Source organism: Cellulophaga tyrosinoxydans, assembly GCF_900176415.1.
Classification (GTDB): domain Bacteria; phylum Bacteroidota; class Bacteroidia; order Flavobacteriales; family Flavobacteriaceae; genus Cellulophaga; species Cellulophaga tyrosinoxydans.
In genome coordinates, this window is sequence record NZ_FWXO01000004.1 from 303,195 (window position 1) to 320,203 (window position 17,009).

Below are 17,009 nucleotides of genomic sequence, written 5' to 3' on the forward strand. Positions count from 1 at the left end.
AAACCTAAAATTACAATTTTTATAAAGCTTGCCTTGTAAAACAATATATTATTTGTGTTAAAATTCTAAGGTAGTATTTTCTCCCTCTTCCTTTAAAATAACCTGAAATTTATAGGTATTTAAATTGGCTTTTAATGTAGCAATATCATTACCATTTTTCCATGTTATGGCTAACTCGTTTTCGGGAGTTTCATGGATTTGTAGTTGACCAAAAAAAGCTTTTGCTGTATTTCGCAATCTAATTAATTGAAGTTGGTCCAGAACAACTTGTCTCTTTAAACCAGCCGTAATATCTTGATTTGTTAATGTTGTTCTATTAATCTCTTTATGACCTCCACTTCCCCCATTATCCGCAGCTTCATAATTATTGGTACCGGCAAAAATATCTAGATACCATATTTGAGGTATTCCTGGCATAAATAGCTGAATTGCTCTTGCTAAAAGTAGTTTTTGTTCCACTTCGCCTAAAGCACTAAAAAATGTAGCATTTACCTGGTAATAAGATATTTTTTTCCCTGATGGATCATACAGGTTTTTAACGCGACCACCACGATCCATTATTGTTGTCATTATTTCTTCAATCTCCTGGTCGGATAACAATCCTTGGTTATAGTCATCATCAACTGCTTTGCCTTTTAAATCTAGAACAGGTATACCATCATGACAGCCCAACATATTTACTGTTTTATACCCTTTACTATTAATTTCTTTTATCCACGTTAAAAGCGCTTTATTGGAGTTCTTTTCTAATGTATGAATTACTAAACCTGGTAAGAAAAAATCATAAATACAATATCCTTCATTGGCCACTTCGTCATGTAAATGAAGTCCGTATTCCGCATGAATTTCCGGAAGCAAAATTAAATTATTCTTATCTGCAATCTCTTTTATTCGCTGTAAATAGTCCCACGTACCGGGTTTATTAAAAAAGTTAGACTGCCCAACTTCTTTATGCAAATATGCAAAAGCATCTAAACGTAAAACCTTACAGCCAAAATCACTAAGCTTTTTTAAAGTTTGTTCATAAAATTCCCATACAAGTGGCGATTTGGCATTAACATCCATTTGCCCTAAATAGGTACGTTTTTTATTCAAAATTTTAATCACATCTGACTTAAAATGCTCCAGATGACCTAATTCTAATGCATTAAGATTAGTTAAAGTGACTATGCTTTTATTTACTCGTTCTAAAAGAAAGGTAATTTCTGATTCCTTTATGTTTTGTATGATTTTTAAATCTTCCGCGCTTAGTGGTTCATAGGAAACCTGCTGATAAAAAGTATTCCAATAAGGTTTTTCTGTACCATCAGGAAAAAGTACTTTTAGAATAGGCAAGCCAGACTTTCTCATGAAAAGCTTACTTAAATACGCTTCTTTCGGAATTACTATTCCATCTTTATTCATGGTGCCATGATCTTTCCAAAAATGGTTCCAATTAATAAAAAAGTCAGTGTATTTGGAGTTATCACCGTGTTTTAAAATATCTTTAAACTGAGGTGATGCTACTGATAAATGATTTAAAACAATATCAAACTTCAATTGAATATTAAGTTCCTGCAAAGCCTTTAAATCGTCTAAAGAGACTAAATCCGTATTAATATTATAATCAATTATGGAAAATCCTCTATCTAGATCACTATTAAAAAAAGTTGGCAAAACATAAAAAAGAGAAAATGCATTTTTAAATTCTGGTATTCTTAGCATTGCAATAGTATCGCTCAATTTTTCACCTATACTATCAGGATATGCATTAAGCATTACTCCATTTCCAAGATTATTCATCGACATAATATTATTATGATTAACGTTTACAGTATTTGCTATACTTAGCATTTTAGAAGCTGAGATAATATATTAATATTATCGGGTAATCTACCCACATTTTGGAGTTTAAGCGCTGCTAATTTCAAAGCCACTTCTAAGCAATTCTCCATAGTATCCCCATTTAAATAGGCAAACAAGAAACCTGACCAAAAAGCATCTCCAGCACCTGTAGCATCCATTATTTTATCTACTTTAATTGCGGGGAGTTGAATAATTTCTTTTCCTTTTTGAGACAATTTAACTCCTGAACTACCTAAGGTTAAACAAACAACTTCTACGCCCTCGGAGTGAAAAAATTCGAAAATTTCCTTATGTTCTAATTTTCTTTCAAAAAGCCGCTCCATATCATCTTCACTAATTTTCACTAATGGATTAAATTTGCAATAGGCCTTTATAATTTCAAAAGCTTTAGCTTGACTTTTCCATAGTTTTTTAGCATAATTTACATCAATGCTTAATTTACAACCGAGATTATACGCTTCTTCTGCTTTCTGTATAATAGTATCTTGCGCTGGTTTTCTGCTTAAAGCAAAACAAGTGGTATGGAATATTTTACTATTGGATAATAGATCACTAGATAGCTGATCTTCTGTAATACAACAATCTGCCTCTCTAAAAGGAATAAAATCGGGGGTTCCATCTGTTTTAGAAACTAAGATTACACTTGTAGGTTTTCTTTTTTTCTTTTTAATATACTCCTTAATAATTGTGGTTTCTTCTAACCTTTTAAATACATAATCTCCTAATCCGTCATTGCCCACCGTTGCAACCATAGCTGCTTTTAATCCTAATCGAGAAGAGTTCATTGCCACATTCATAGGTGAACCTCCTAAATAACGATGGTAATCTCTGGTTTCGTTAATCATTACACCAGATTGATGACCAATAAAATCAATAAGAATTTCACCTACACATAAAATATCTATTGTTCTTAATTTTTCTTTCATTTAAATTTAAATTATTGGCAGTGTAATACATTTATCTAAAAAATTGAAAATTATCAATTTTTCCTACCAATTTAAGCTAATTTGATAATTAAAATTAAAATATACTATCGAAATGCTTTTCGTTAGCACCTAAAACGTTTTCGTTTTTAAATTATTTATATTATTTAAGTATAAAGCATACCTTTAATATTATGAAACCAGCGACCCTTAAACAAATTGCAGAACAATTAAATATTTCTATCTCTACCGTTTCTAAAGCATTAAAGGATTATCCTGATGTTAGTAAGAAAACCAAGGATTTAGTAAATGAATTAGCTAAGGATTTAAATTATAAACCCAATGCATTTGCATTAAACCTTCGGAATAAAGAATCTAAAACAATAGGTTTAATTATTCCTGAAATTGTTCATCATTTTTTTTCAAGTGTAATTAAAGGCATTATTTCACAAGCAGAAGAAAAAGGATACTTGGTTATCATTCTTCAATCTAATGAAAGTTATGAATTGGAGAAAAAACAAATAGAACTTTTAATGAACCAGCGTGTAGATGGAATATTAATTTCACTAGCCAACGGCACGGCTGATTATGCACATTTAAATGAAGTTCTTGCTCAAGATAAGCCATTAGTTATGTTCGATAAAATTGCAAAATTAGTTCGTTGTTCTAAAATTGTAATTGATGACAGAAAGGCTGCATACCTTGCTACGCAACATTTAATTGATACGGGTTGTAAGCGTATTGCCCATTTTAGAGGTCCTTTACTGCCACAAAACTCCATTGACAGGTTTTTAGGTTATAAAAAAGCATTGGAAGACAACAACATTCCCTATGATCCTTCTTTAGTGTATTTATGTGAATGTGGCGAACATAGTTTTGAAGAAGGTAAGGCAAATGCACAAAAATTACTTCAGGATCATAACGATGTAGATGGAATTTTTATAAATACGGATCTCGTGGCCATTGGTGCCATAAACGAGTTCAAAAAAATGGGTATCAAAATCCCAGAAGATATAAGCATTGTTGGCTTTAGTAATTGGCATATGTCTTCCGTAATCTCTCCAAGTCTTACTACAATAGATCAGCCTGGTTTTTTAATGGGTAAAAATGCTTTTAAACAATTGCATTTAGAAATCACTAATCTTAAAAACAACCTGCCAATTGTACATCAAGAAATAATTCTTCAAACAGATTTGTTAAAAAGAGAATCCACGAAAGATATTACGGCAAAAAAAAATAAGCTTCATTTATAGTACCTTTGTTACTTAAAAACAACTCAAAAAAATGAAAGCTACTAGGTTATTCACTGCGCTTGTGTTACTCTTTACTTCTTGTGTTTTTTCACAAAAAATTACCGATGAAAAAATTAAGGAGCAAATAATAGCTTATAAAAATGATATTCGAGGTCCATACAGAGATATTCGCTGGTTTTGTACCGATGGAAGCATTCGTCAACCAAAAGATCCTTGTCCAGATAATATTGGTCCTGGAGTGCAACACGCAAGATATAAAGATGCCGTAATAGCCTTAGGTAAAAGCAATCACATTTACTTTGGTCAAATTCTAGCAGCAACAAATCATAAAGATTTTTGGGATGCTGAAAACAATCATTCTAGATTAAAACAATACCAGTTAGATAAATACATTCGCACTATAGATAATGGGTGGATAAATCAAAAAAGCCAATTTTACCGAGGTTCTCTTCAAATTGAAGATGAACAAGCCTGGGGTATAGAATTTTACAAATGGTTACTAAAAGATGATCAAAACATTGCTGCAAATTATTTTCTAATTAGACAGTCGTTAAAAGATATTCCACATAATGACGATGATAACACTTCGCAATTAATGCGTAGCCAGTCTAAAGTAATATCGGATTTGTACGAGCCTTTCATGAATTTACGTGTAAAAATTCATAGTCAACCTGAGTTTGTAGATATTGAAAAAGTACGCAACTTTAAAACCGAAAATGCCGCAAAACTCACTACTGATCTCAACAAAAAAATTGATGAACTAGTAGCTACGATGAAAGTTTTTTACAAACCTATTGAAGCCAGCACATTTTTAGCCAATTCTCCACAACTTAAAAATACAGAAATTGGTGCTAAAATAGCAACTTATGCAGCGAACACTTTACAAAGTAGCCCAGCTAACTTGGTGATTAATACGGCTCAGATGCTATTGGATGTTAGAGATGCTGTAAGTACAGAAAAATCGCCAATAGTACGACTCCAATTATTAGACATTTCAATAAAATTAGAAGAAATTTTATTTAAAAATGCTCAAAATTGGGCTCCTGAAGACTTAAAAGGCTTACTAGAAAAAGTGTGTTATCTTGGAATGGCAACTGCAGGATCTGGTTATATAGAAACATGGGAATGGGAACAAATTATGGGCACTTTGAGCAATTATGATGCTGATAAAATGAGTTTAAATGATTTAACCACAATTCTAGAAAGTGCTCGTAGCGAAGTAGAATGGAGTGCGGCAATGGTTAAAGCAAATTACCAAGATGTTGTTAACCAGTATACCAATTTTGAACCTAAGGCTTATGGCTTTGTTGATGATAAAATTAGAGGTTCCATTGCATTGTATTTAGGTCAAAGTGTTGGGCAATTAGGTGATTTTATTGCTAAAGAATCCGCTTTAAGCAATAAAGTTATAGACCTTGCCAACCAAAGTAGCATTCGCGGATTAAATCCTGGTTATGCCTATGGAGAATTGGTTGTGGTTGATGGTAATCCTGACGGTACCGAAGTTGCCGCTAATAAAATCTATATTTTTGAAAGACCTCCTGCAGATTTAAAACCTGTAGCTGGTATTGCTACAGTCGCAGAAGGCAATATGGTTTCTCATGTGCAGTTATTAGCAAGAAATTTAGGGATTCCAAATGCAGCTTTGTCTGACCAAAATTTACGCGATTTACTAAAATACAATGGTAAAAAAGTATTTTATGCGGTATCGAATAAAGGGAACGTGATTATAAAATTAGAAAAAGATATGACTTCGGACGAGTTGGCTCTTTTTGCTAAAAAAGAACGTAAAGAAGAACGTATTGAAGTACCGGTAGAACAGATAAAATTAGCTGAAACCAAAATTTTAAACTTAAGGAGTGTAGATGCTAGTGATTCTGGTAAACTTTGCGGTCCTAAAGCCGCTAATTTAGGTCAGCTTAAAAAAATGTTTCCAGATAATGTGGTTGAAGGCTTAGTAATCCCTTTTGGTATATTTAGACAACACATGAACCAAATAATGCCTGGAAGAGCCGAATCTTATTGGACATTTTTGAATAATATGTTTGATACAGCTGAAAAAATGCGCGCATCAAACACAAACGAGGAGGAAGTTGAAGCATACCAATTAAAGCAATTAGAAACACTAAGAGGCGCTATTAAAAAAATGCCATTAAATGAAGCATTCACCACTGCATTAGAAAAAGATTTTCAAAGCGTGTTTGGTAAAAACTTGGGAAATATTCCTGTCTTTTTAAGAAGTGATACAAATATGGAAGATTTAAAAGACTTTACTGGTGCAGGTTTAAATCTTACCCTATTTAATGTAGTTGATAAAGAAAAAATAATTGAAGGCATTAAAGATGTTTGGGCTTCGCCTTATACCGAACGTAGCTTTAAATGGCGCCAAAAATATTTATTAAATCCTGAAAATGTATTCCCTTCTATTTTAGTAATACCTAGTGTAGATGTTGATTACTCTGGAGTATTAATAACGAAAGGGTTAAGCTCAGGCAACGAAAATGATTTAACCGTGGCGTTCAGCCGTGGGGCTGGAGGAGCTGTGGATGGCCAATCTGCAGAAACCTATTTAATTAAAAATGATGGTGGTTACCAACTTCTTGCCCCTGCTCGAGAACCTTATCATAACACATTACCAGTTACTGGTGGTACTGGGAAAAAAATGGTATCTTTTGAGAAATCGGTTTTAAACGATCAAAATATTAAAGAAATAAAGGCCTTGGCGCAGACCATTAGAACCACTATGGCAAAAGAAACGAACTCGGATTATAAAGGGGCTTATGATGTAGAATTAGGCTTTAAAGAAAACAAACTATGGCTGTTCCAAATACGTCCTTTTGTTGAGAATAAAAAGGCATTGAGTTCTACATATTTGGAATCGATCACCCCTAAAATTGATAAAAACAAAGAAATTAATCTTTCAACTAAATTATAAAATGAAGAAAGTACTTTTGTTAGGTATTGTAATTTGCTCTTGTTTAGCATTCACTACGCTAACTTTCTATCCTATAGATGGATACGAGCAAACTGGAATAAAAAGACTATTACGACTTGAATTAATAAAAAAAGGCGAATTAAAAGCTTCCTCCTCTCCATTACCCGAAGGAGCTATGAAATCGTGGAGTGAAATTAATTTAAATTTAACGACGAAATCTTCCGATAGCGTTGGAGCCTTCTTACAAGTAGATGAAGCATTTCAAAAAGAAATAGGTGGACTTTTTAGAGGATTGGATAAAAGCTATTCTCTTGCGGTATTAGACATTTCAGATTTAGATAGTATTCGATATGCAAAACGAAATGAAACGGCAGGATATCAACCCGGAAGCGTAGGTAAATTGGCTGTTTTAGCAGGTTTGTTTAAGCAATTGGCCTTAATTTATCCAGATTCTTGGGAAAAGCGTACCGAACTATTAAAAAACAAAACGGTAAAAGCAGGCGTTTGGGGATTAACTGACGAACACACTATTCCTATTTATAATGTAGAAAAGCAAACCTTGGTGAAAAGACAGGTAATTGCTAGTGATGTTTTTTCGCTATATGAATGGGCAGATCATATGCTTTCTGTTAGCAATAATGGCGCTGCAAGCATTGTTTGGCGCGAGGTTCTACTTATGGCAGCTTTTTGCGACGAGTACCCTAATTTGACAGAAGAACAGGCTGATTTCTATTTTAAAAATACGCCTAAAAAAGTTTTAACAGACCTTGGAAATGATGTTGTTAATCTTCCATTACGCGATTTAGGAATAAGGTCTGATGAATGGCGTTTAGGTAGCTTTTTCACTAGAGGAGCTAACACGTATGTTGGCGATAAAGGTGGTAGTATTGGAACTCCAATTGGACTAATGAAATTTTTAATACAATTAGAACAAGGAAAAGTGGTTGATGAAAAGAGTAGCTTAGAAATGAAGCGATTAATGTACATGACTGATCGTAGAATTCGCTATGCACAATCCCCTGTTTTAAAAGACGCTGCTGTTTATTTCAAATCTGGTAGTTTATATAAATGTGATAGATCTAACGGACAAGTATGTGGAAAATATATGGGTAATGTTCAAAATTTTATGAACTCTGTAATCATAGTAGAACACCCAGATAATTGCACCTATATGGTGGTTTTAATGACGAATGTTTTACGTAAAAATTCTGCTTCGGATCACATGTATTTGGCCTCTGCGATAGATAAAGTTATTCGCAAATAGGCTATTCTAAGGTATTTAACTCAGAAAGTGCATTTTCAGCAAATGTTCTTATTTTTAAATTTACACTTTTTGAGTATTTCTCCAGCAGTGGAATGTACTTTTTATCTTTTTGCTTTCCTATTAAAAAGAAAACAGCGAGTTTAAGTTTTAGATCATTGGCATCTAACAATAACTGAAAGCACTCCATTTCCGATAAAACTTTTTGTTTAAATTGATGGATCATATCCTCGGATGTCACATCTATACCACTACTTTCTAAAATCGGCAAGAGTTTACGTTTTAACTCTCCAGATAATAAGTTATCTAAAAACTCAATGGCATTACTTCTAGCTTCTTGTTGCTCGCTTGTAAGGCCAGCATATGCTATATTTATATCGTTCTGTTTGTACTTTAAGCCTAAGAGTTTAAAAATACGCTCTAAACCTGCATCTAATCTTCGTTCTAATAATTCTAACAATGCACCTCTTGCTTCCCTTTCATCATCTAAAATAAGTTCTTTCGATTTTTTTCTATTGCGGTACGATACAATTATTTGTGTGTGCATTGCTGATAAAGTGTTATGATAAAGTTTGCATTCATCATAAATACTTGCTACAATTTTAGAATTATTAAAATGTAAATGCGGAAACTCAAATTTTAAATCGCTTAACGCGCGAATTGCCTCTAACCGAACAGCCAAATCTTTATCTTCTAACAACATAAATAAATAGCGAACAGACTCTTGAGAATGAAACGCCTTAAACACTTCGGGCACAAACCTTGAAACCTGAAGCGGTATGGAATGACTTATTACTTTATTTACCAACAGTGGGAAAATTTGACTACCAAAGTTATGTAATGCCTCTATGGCAATTTTACGTGTATTTTTATCGGGTAAAAAATTCAGTAAAAGCGGAATAAAATCTGGATTTACTGTTGTGCCTGCAGCACTGATAGCTGTGTCTCTTATTTCTACGTTTTCGTTTTGTAATTGCTCTTCTATTATAAAATGAAATTTGTTAAGATTTGATGCTCCGATTGTTTTAAGAAGAATTTTTTGTCGGTCTACGTTTGTACTATGTTCCTTTAAAAATGCTATTTCTGCATTTATTCTTGCCTCCAAGTTGTAAGAAGTTCTTAAGGAATAATTATCACGAGATTCACGAGCTAAACACAATAATGCTGTTGAAGTAATTAAAGATTTTTCATGATCTAAATAAGCATCAAATACAATTTCTTCGTTTTTTTCTGCATGGAGCAATAAATAGGTCAAACAAGCTTCAACTAAATCATCATCGTCGCTTTCTATAAGTTTTGCCACCTCGGATACTACCGAAGATTTATTTAAAAAATACAAATTCTGTATCGCGGCAGTTTTTACTTTGTCCGATGGATGCGCCAATAAACGCTGCACGTCATCAAAAAATCGTTTGTCATTAATTTCTTGTAATTTTCCAAGCATAAATAAAATCTGACTCTCGGAACCCATATTAAAAACAGATTTCATGCCTTCTATAACCGAAACATTTTTTGTTGCTGCCTTGGTTTCTTTCATCTTTACATTGGCTATTTCAGCTAAATTCATTCTAAAAGTTTGGAAATATTCTTTTCTAACTTTATAAATAAAAAACACCCAAACGGCAACTAGAAGAATAATGATAGAGGTAATATAGTAAATAGGAAGATTTAATCCTTTTACAGCAAAAATTAAAATAAAGCCTGCAATTCCTGTGGCTACACTATCAACCACCACATCAATAAAAGATTTGGTTTTATTCTTTAAATCAAAGGCTAATGGTAATGCTAATAACTCAGTGGCGCTTTTATGGATAGATTGTTTTAAGGTACCATCTACTGCCTTGATAAAAATAATTACAGACAGTTCTGGTAAAATAAAGAATACAACACTCCCTACAAATATTCCCAAAGGCAAAAGCAGTAATGAAAACCCAACACCCCATATTCCTACAACTTTTTGTGTAAAAAACAATTGAATTAATAGGGATAGAAGGTTAAAAGTGGAAAACCAGAATGCAAAAAACGAAGTAAGTTCATCTGGATTAACAATTCGTGCCGCAGCAAAGTCACTAAATAAATAGTCTACTAATTTTGCTACGATAACGCTAATACCAACTATACCTGCTAAATACGTTAAATGTTTTGAGTTTTTTATGAGTACAATAGACTTCACTTCTCTTGTACCGGTTCTTTTCTTTTGCTTAAAAGTATTTAGTTTAACAACTCTAGCGCTCCATATTTTATCTAATAAGCGAATACAGATTCCTAAGAAAATTGCCGCTATAAAAATTACATTTTCGTTACCAATTAATGGTGCTAATAATGATGTTAAATAGCCTCCTAGAATTCCACCAAGAATTGCTCCAGATCCAATAAAACCAAATAGACGTTTTGCTTCTCTAGGGTTATAAACCAAATTGGCCATTACCCAAAATTGAGATGCGGAAAGCACAGCATGAATGGCTACCCAAACATAAAAGAAGTACAGCATCCAATTATTGAGAAAATTGAATTGCAGTAACAAGGCTAGAACAATAATTAAAAATATAGAGATGGAGAGTGTAAATCTCACTATCTTCTTTAAAGAAAACTTAGCTAATGCTTTGGAATAAAAATAGGAACTTAAAATTGCCGTTATGGCTACCATTAAAAAGGCTAATGGTAAACTTTCAACACCTAACTCGGATAAAAAAAGGGCATTAACTGTTGGCTTAATAATTAGCAAAGAAGCTATTATTAAAAATATGTAAGCCAACATAAAGAAGGATATTCTGAATTCTCCTTCTCTAATATCAAATGTTTTTTTTATTAAGTTAAGGAGCATATAGTTTTAGAGTGCATTGGACTAATTGCTAGCCAAAGATATACTCTTTTTCAAAACTTTTTCAACGGGTCTTACTAAATCACGGATTATTTGCTCTCCATTGGCATCATCGATTAAAGCAACTAAGATATAACGACGATCTGGATCATCTCCCCACACCAAGATAGAATCAGAATGAAAAGTTCTCCAAGATCCTGATTTTCTAAATAAACGTGCTTCTGGAGCTATTTGATCTAAAGTATTTACAAATTTGTGGTGCAAATCTGGATTCTCCATAATGTCTAACATTTGTTTAGAACGTTTTTCATTCACCAATTTGCCGTTTGCTAATAAATAATAATATCTGCAAACTTGTGTTACTGTTGCTGCGTGACTTAAATTTTTCAAAGGTTCTCTATTGGTGTCACCGCCACTTCCGTAACGTTTGCCTACCCATAATCCTCCTCCTTTATGCTCATCATAAAAAGCATATTCAGGATCGGTCATTACGTCTTCAATTTTTTTATACCCTACTCTATCAATCATGCGTGTAGACGCTTGATTGTTAGATTTGCTGATCATTAAACGCATATCAGCTTTTACCTCTTTAGTTTCTTTTAATTCGCCTTTTTCAATAGCATCCATCGCAGCTAATAAAATAGCGATTTTTGGAAGACTGGCTGCATACATCATATGATTACCATTGATGCGAGCAAATCGTGTATTATTTGGATCACTCAAATCAACGACACCTACAGCCATTTTCTTTTGAGCTATAAGTCTTTTCCATTCCGGATTAGACTTTAATTCTTTCTCTAAATTGGTTTGTAATGATCTACTTAAAAGAGTTGGAAGTTGTTTTATTTCAGAATCGTAGGTTTTAAATGGAAGCTCATCTTGAGCTAAGATTGGTGTACCAATCAAAAAAAGCACAACCAATATTTTCAAACTCTTTTTCATGTATAACTTAAAATTTAGGTAACGCCAAATGTATTTTATTTTTTGATTGGTACTTTGTTAAATTTTCAAAATCAATCAAATTAATTTTTTCAATAAATATAACGCTTCACGCGCTATTTATCAATTTAAATGTTAAAGAACTTCATTACCCTATATAACTTAAATAGCAGTCATTTAGTATTTGGCAAAGAAACTATTCGTAAATAATTACGACACAATGCAATATTCTAGACTTTTTTAACCTTCCAAATAGCGAAAAAAAGATTTTTGAGATGGCAATGCATAAAAAAAGTGGTTCTCAAATTTCTGAAAACCACTTTTTTAAAGCCAATATGCATTATGCTTAATTCCAACCGCCCCCTAAGGCTTGATACATATTTATTCTAGCAACCATTTGCTCTTTTTTAGTTTCAATAAGCTCTATTTTGGCATCTAATGCTTCTCTTTGAGTTAAAAGCACTTCCATATAGTCTGCTCTAGCAGATTTAAATAGAAGAATTGAAATATCAATAGATTCATTCAAAGCTTTTACCTGACCTTCTTTTAAATCATAACTCATTTGCAGATTGCTAACCTTAGAAAGTAAATTTGATACCTCAATATAGCCGTTTAGAATAGATTTTTCATATTCATAGACTGCTTGAATTTGCTTATCGCTGGCATTTTTATACGCTGCTTTTATAGCATTTCTATTAATTAATGGTCCAACTACATCACCAACTAAAGAGTAAGCTAATGACTCGGGAGTACTTGTTAAATACTTTGTATTGAATGCCTGCAAACCAATACCTGCTTTTATACCTAATGATGGATAAAAATTAGCTTTTGCAACTTTAGTGTCTAATTTAGCCGCTTCTAGTTCAAATTCGGCCTTTCTAATATCCGGTCTATTTTGTAATAATTGTGAAGGAATTCCCGCATAAATTGGATCTACTTTAGTTTCAATAAAATCCGTAGAACTTCGTTGAATTGGCGCAGGAGATTTCCCAATCAAAAAATTAATTTTATTTTCTGCCTCAACAATTTCCTGTTGCAATTCGTACTTTAAACTTTGATTTTTTAATACCTCAGCTTCAAACCTACGCACAGCTAATTCCGTGGTCATTGCTGCTTGCTTTTGTAATTTTACAATTCGCAAAGCATTTTGCTGAATATCTAAATTTTCCTGAACTATTTTTAATTGATTATCCAGCGCAACAAGTTCATAATACGAATCTGCAATTTCTGCTACCAAATTGGTAACCATAAAATTTTTGCCTTCTACACTTGATAAATATTCAAAAAGCGCTGCCTTTTTAGAGTTGCGAAGTTTTTTCCAAATATCTATTTCCCATGATGCTGACATTCCCAGCGAATAATTTTTCAAAGGCTCAGGAAACTCCTCATCTTCCATGATATTAAGATTTTTTTCTACAGCTCCATTTCTTGTATATTCACCTACTTTCTCTACTTCTGCTCCACCATAAAAGTTTACAAAAGGTAAATATTCACCTTTTCTTGCTTTTATTTCATTCTTAGCCATATCTACCTGCTGCAGCATAATATTTAATTCTTGATTTTTCACCAAGGCAGTATCAATTAAGGCTACTAAATAAGGGTCAGAGAAAAACTCTTTCCACTTTACATTTGCGGTATTCACAGTATCCCCAGCTATAGAAGTATAGTTTTCAGGAACAGTTTTATCTTCCAATTTTAGGTTTTTAGAAGGAACACATGCATAAAAACATAGTAGCACTAGAAAACCAACATAAGTTGATTTTCTAGTACTTAAAATGATGATGATATTATTCTTCATTATTTTTATTTGTTAAGTTTTTTAATAACTTTTTTATCTCTCTAAGCTTAGCCTGGGTTTTACTCTCTCCCTCGCTATTTCTTATTAATTCTTCTGAAACAGGCTCAGTAGCCTCACCTTTAATTAATCCACGACCGTCTGCCAAGTTTGCAAAAATGAAATAAAGTCCAGGAATAACTAATACCCCGAAAATGGTACCGATTAACATACCTCCCATTGCCGATCCACCAATAGTTCTATTCCCAATAGCTCCTGCTCCTGAAGCAATTACTAACGGAATTAAACCGGCTATAAATGCAAAAGAGGTCATTAAAATAGGTCTAAATCTAGCTCGTGAACCTTCTATGGCTGCTTCTAATATCGTAGCGCCTTGCCTACGCTTTTGCACAGCAAATTCCACTATCAATACCGCATTTTTACCTAAGAGGCCCACTAACATAATGACACCAATTTGGGCATAAACATCATTAGCAAGACCCATTACTTTTAATAAAGCAAAAGATCCAAAGATCCCAACGGGAAGTGAAAGAATCACCACAAACGGAAGTAAAAAACTCTCATACTGAGCAGCTAAAACCAAGTACACGAATATCAACACCACCGCGAAAATGTAGATAGATTGATTTCCTCTATTCGCTTCGTCATAAGAAAGTCCTTCCCAAGCAATATCATACCCTCTTGGTAGGGTTTGTTGCGCCACTTCTTGAATTGCATGGATGGCATCACCCGTAGTGAAACCAGCAGCTGGAAGTCCGTTTATAGAAGCTGAATTGTACAAATTATAACGTGTGATTTCATTAGGCCCTAACTTTTTCTCTAACGACATAAAGGCTGAATACGGTACCATTTCGCCAGTTTCATTCTTAACAAATAGTTTTTCTAAATCTGACGGAAGTGCTCTATATTCAGGAGCCGCTTGGGTATATACTTTAAAGAATCTACCAAAACGAATAAATCCTTGTTCGTAAGTACTACCAATAAGAATGTTTAAATTCTCCATAGCCTTACCTATGGTTACACCTTTCTGCATGGCTATTTTATTATTTATTTTTAGCTCATACTGTGGGTAGTTTGCAGAATAAAAAGTAAATAAACCTGTTAGTTCTTTACGTTCTCCAAGCGCTTTCATAAAATCATTATTAATTTTTTCGAAAGCATGATAATCTGTTCCATTCGTTTTATCTAACAAACGCATAGAAAATCCTCCAGAAGACCCAAAACCAGGTACCGCTGGTGGCTCAAAATATTCTATTACAGCACCTAGATCTTTGGTTTCTTCCTCAAGCAATTCCATAATCTCATGTACGGAATGCTCACGTTCATGCCAAGGTTTAAGGTTGATAAGACAGGTACCTGCATTGGAACCTCTTCCCTCTGTCATAATTTCATAACCTGCCAATGAAGAAACAGATTCTACTCCATCCATTTCTTCACAAATTTTTTGCAACTTTCTAGCAACATCATTAGTACGCTCTAAAGTAGCTCCTGGTGGTGTTTGAATAATAGCATAGATCATCCCTTGATCTTCATTAGGGATAAAACCAGCTGGTAATAACTTATTAGTAATTACAATTCCTGCACAAAAGGCAATTAAAATTCCGAAGGTTACTACTCTTCTTGCTACAATTTTATTTAGAATTTTAACATACTTGCCCGTTAGCCTTTCAAAACCTTTATTAAACCAATCTATAAAACGATCTATTGGGGATTTTTTTCTTGCTTTACCATGATTATTCTTTAATAACATGGCGCATAAAACAGGGGTTAAAGTCAGTGCGACTACTGCAGAGATGATAATAGATCCCGCCATGGTAATAGAGAATTGACGGTAAAACACACCTACAGGCCCCGACATAAATGAAATAGGAATAAACACAGATACCATTACTAATGTTATGGCAATAATTGCCCCTCCAATTTCTTCTAAAACTGCTTGTGAAGCTTTAAAAGGCGTGAGATGTTCCTCTTCCATTTTAACATGGACCGCCTCTACCACCACAATAGCATTATCTACCACAATACCAATGGCTAATACTAGAGCAAATAATGTAATTAAGTTGATGGATAGGCCAAATAACTGCATTACAAAGAAAGCCCCAATTAATGATACTGGTACGGCTATAATAGGAATTAATGTAGATCGCCAATCTCCTAAAAACAAGAATACAACAATGGCAACCAAAATAAATGCATCTCTTAAAGTATGTATTACCTGATCTATAGAAGCGTCTAAGAAATTAGACACATCATAACTAATTTTATAATCAACTCCAGGTGGTAAATCCTTCTTTAACTCGGTTAACTTTTCCTTTACTGCATCAATAACATCCTTTCCGTTACTACCAACTGTTTGTTTTAAAATAATTGATGCTGATGGGTGTCCGTCTAAGTTGGAATAAATATCAAAAAATTCGCTTCCTAATTCAACCTCTGCTACATCTTTTAATTTGAGTATTTCACCTTCTTCATTAGCTTTAATGATGATGTTTTCGTATTGCTCAGGTTCATTATATCTTCCTTCGTAGGTAAGTACATACTCTAATGACTGCGATGTTTTACCAGAGCTACCACCCAAGCGACCAGGTCTCGCAATAATACTTTGGTCTTGCATAGCCTCCATAACTTCTTCTGCAGAAATATTATAAGCGCGCATACGATCTGGTTTTAACCAAACACGCATTGCATATTTTCGGCTACCTAAAATTTGTGCACTTGCGATACCATTAATACGCTGAATCTCTGGGATAACTTTGGTATAGGCATAGTTGTACAGAAACAATTCATCATCACTCTCTTGTGTACTATACAAGTTAACATACATCAACATACTAGGTTGAATAGGTGTAATTACAACACCTTCTCTTTGCACCAGCTCAGGTAACAAAGGCATTACTTGATCCACTCTTGTCTTCACCATTACCACCGCCTGATTGGGGTCTGTACCAGGCTCAAAGATGATACGCATGGTTCCCTCACCTGCACTTGTTGCATCCGAAGCTATATAGCGCATCCCTTGCACACCATTAATTGCTGTTTCTAAAGGTATAAGCGTAGAATTTACTAATACATCGGCACTAGCACCTGGATAGGCGATAAAAATATTGACTGTTGTAGGCGCAATTTCTGGAAACTGAGAAATTGGCAACTGTTTAATGGCTAATAAGCCGGTAAACACGATTATAACCGATATGACAATAGCCAGTACCGGTCTTTTTATAAAATTATTAAACATTT

Annotated in this window: 9 protein-coding genes; 3 read left to right on the forward strand and 6 right to left on the reverse strand. The window is 33.7% G+C overall.

The window, feature by feature from the left end:
* Nucleotides 1-57 precede the first annotated feature (57 nt).
* The gene (locus B8963_RS12945) at nucleotides 58-1,833 is read right to left on the reverse strand and encodes an alpha-amylase family protein (protein WP_234989665.1); all 1,776 of its coding nucleotides are present in this window, start codon (nucleotides 1,831-1,833) and stop codon (nucleotides 58-60) included.
* The gene (locus tag B8963_RS12950; protein ID WP_084062004.1) at nucleotides 1,827-2,771 is read right to left on the reverse strand and encodes a carbohydrate kinase family protein; all 945 of its coding nucleotides are present in this window, start codon (nucleotides 2,769-2,771) and stop codon (nucleotides 1,827-1,829) included. Before B8963_RS12950 ends, B8963_RS12945 begins: the two co-directional genes overlap by 7 nt.
* 191 nt (nucleotides 2,772-2,962) lie before the next feature.
* Here B8963_RS12950 and B8963_RS12955 point away from each other — a divergent pair, with 191 nt between their 5' ends.
* Genes B8963_RS12955 through B8963_RS12965 form a run of 3 tightly spaced genes read left to right on the forward strand, consistent with a single transcriptional unit; the run spans nucleotide 2,963 to nucleotide 8,220 of the window.
* Nucleotides 2,963-4,021 carry a LacI family DNA-binding transcriptional regulator gene (locus B8963_RS12955; RefSeq protein ID WP_084062007.1) on the forward strand — a complete coding sequence of 353 codons (1,059 nt, stop codon included), beginning with the start codon at nucleotides 2,963-2,965 and terminating at the stop codon, nucleotides 4,019-4,021.
* A 31-nt stretch (nucleotides 4,022-4,052) separates the two neighbouring features.
* Nucleotides 4,053-6,956 carry a PEP/pyruvate-binding domain-containing protein gene (locus B8963_RS12960; protein WP_084062009.1) on the forward strand — a complete coding sequence of 968 codons (2,904 nt, stop codon included), beginning with the start codon at nucleotides 4,053-4,055 and terminating at the stop codon, nucleotides 6,954-6,956.
* 1 nt (nucleotide 6,957) lies between these two features.
* On the forward strand, nucleotides 6,958-8,220 hold the full coding sequence (locus tag B8963_RS12965; RefSeq protein WP_084062190.1) for a serine hydrolase: 1,263 nt from the start codon (nucleotides 6,958-6,960) through the stop codon (nucleotides 8,218-8,220).
* A gap of 1 nt (nucleotide 8,221) precedes the next feature.
* On the opposite strand, the gene B8963_RS12970 is transcribed toward B8963_RS12965, so the two are convergent.
* The 4 genes from B8963_RS12970 to B8963_RS12985 all read right to left on the reverse strand — a co-directional run bounded on the left by B8963_RS12970 (nucleotide 8,222) and on the right by B8963_RS12985 (nucleotide 17,007).
* Nucleotides 8,222-11,041 (reverse strand): hypothetical protein, encoded by a 2,820-nt coding sequence (locus tag B8963_RS12970; RefSeq protein ID WP_084062010.1) that lies wholly within the window; start codon nucleotides 11,039-11,041, stop codon nucleotides 8,222-8,224.
* A 21-nt stretch (nucleotides 11,042-11,062) separates the two neighbouring features.
* A complete protein-coding gene (locus B8963_RS12975; RefSeq protein WP_084062011.1) occupies nucleotides 11,063-11,980 on the reverse strand; it encodes a serine hydrolase in 918 nt (305 codons plus the stop codon).
* Between the two features lie 343 nt (nucleotides 11,981-12,323).
* The gene (locus tag B8963_RS12980; protein ID WP_084062012.1) at nucleotides 12,324-13,775 is read right to left on the reverse strand and encodes a TolC family protein; all 1,452 of its coding nucleotides are present in this window, start codon (nucleotides 13,773-13,775) and stop codon (nucleotides 12,324-12,326) included.
* On the reverse strand, nucleotides 13,765-17,007 hold the full coding sequence (locus B8963_RS12985; RefSeq protein ID WP_084062013.1) for an efflux RND transporter permease subunit: 3,243 nt from the start codon (nucleotides 17,005-17,007) through the stop codon (nucleotides 13,765-13,767). Before B8963_RS12985 ends, B8963_RS12980 begins: the two co-directional genes overlap by 11 nt.
* Nucleotides 17,008-17,009 lie beyond the last annotated feature (2 nt).

Excerpts from the sequence above, each read along its gene's own strand:
- B8963_RS12955 (WP_084062007.1), top strand. The coding sequence starts at position 2,963 with ATGAAACCAGCGACCCTTAAACAAATTGCAGAACAATTAAATATTTCT.
- B8963_RS12970 (WP_084062010.1), bottom strand. The coding sequence starts at position 11,041 with ATGCTCCTTAACTTAATAAAAAAAACATTTGATATTAGAGAAGGAGAA.
- B8963_RS12960 (WP_084062009.1), top strand. The coding sequence starts at position 4,053 with ATGAAAGCTACTAGGTTATTCACTGCGCTTGTGTTACTCTTTACTTCT.
- B8963_RS12980 (WP_084062012.1), bottom strand. The coding sequence starts at position 13,775 with ATGAAGAATAATATCATCATCATTTTAAGTACTAGAAAATCAACTTAT.
- B8963_RS12985 (WP_084062013.1), bottom strand. The coding sequence starts at position 17,007 with ATGTTTAATAATTTTATAAAAAGACCGGTACTGGCTATTGTCATATCG.
- B8963_RS12975 (WP_084062011.1), bottom strand. The coding sequence starts at position 11,980 with ATGAAAAAGAGTTTGAAAATATTGGTTGTGCTTTTTTTGATTGGTACA.
- B8963_RS12945 (WP_234989665.1), bottom strand. The coding sequence starts at position 1,833 with ATGCTAAGTATAGCAAATACTGTAAACGTTAATCATAATAATATTATG.
- B8963_RS12950 (WP_084062004.1), bottom strand. The coding sequence starts at position 2,771 with ATGAAAGAAAAATTAAGAACAATAGATATTTTATGTGTAGGTGAAATT.
- B8963_RS12965 (WP_084062190.1), top strand. The coding sequence starts at position 6,958 with ATGAAGAAAGTACTTTTGTTAGGTATTGTAATTTGCTCTTGTTTAGCA.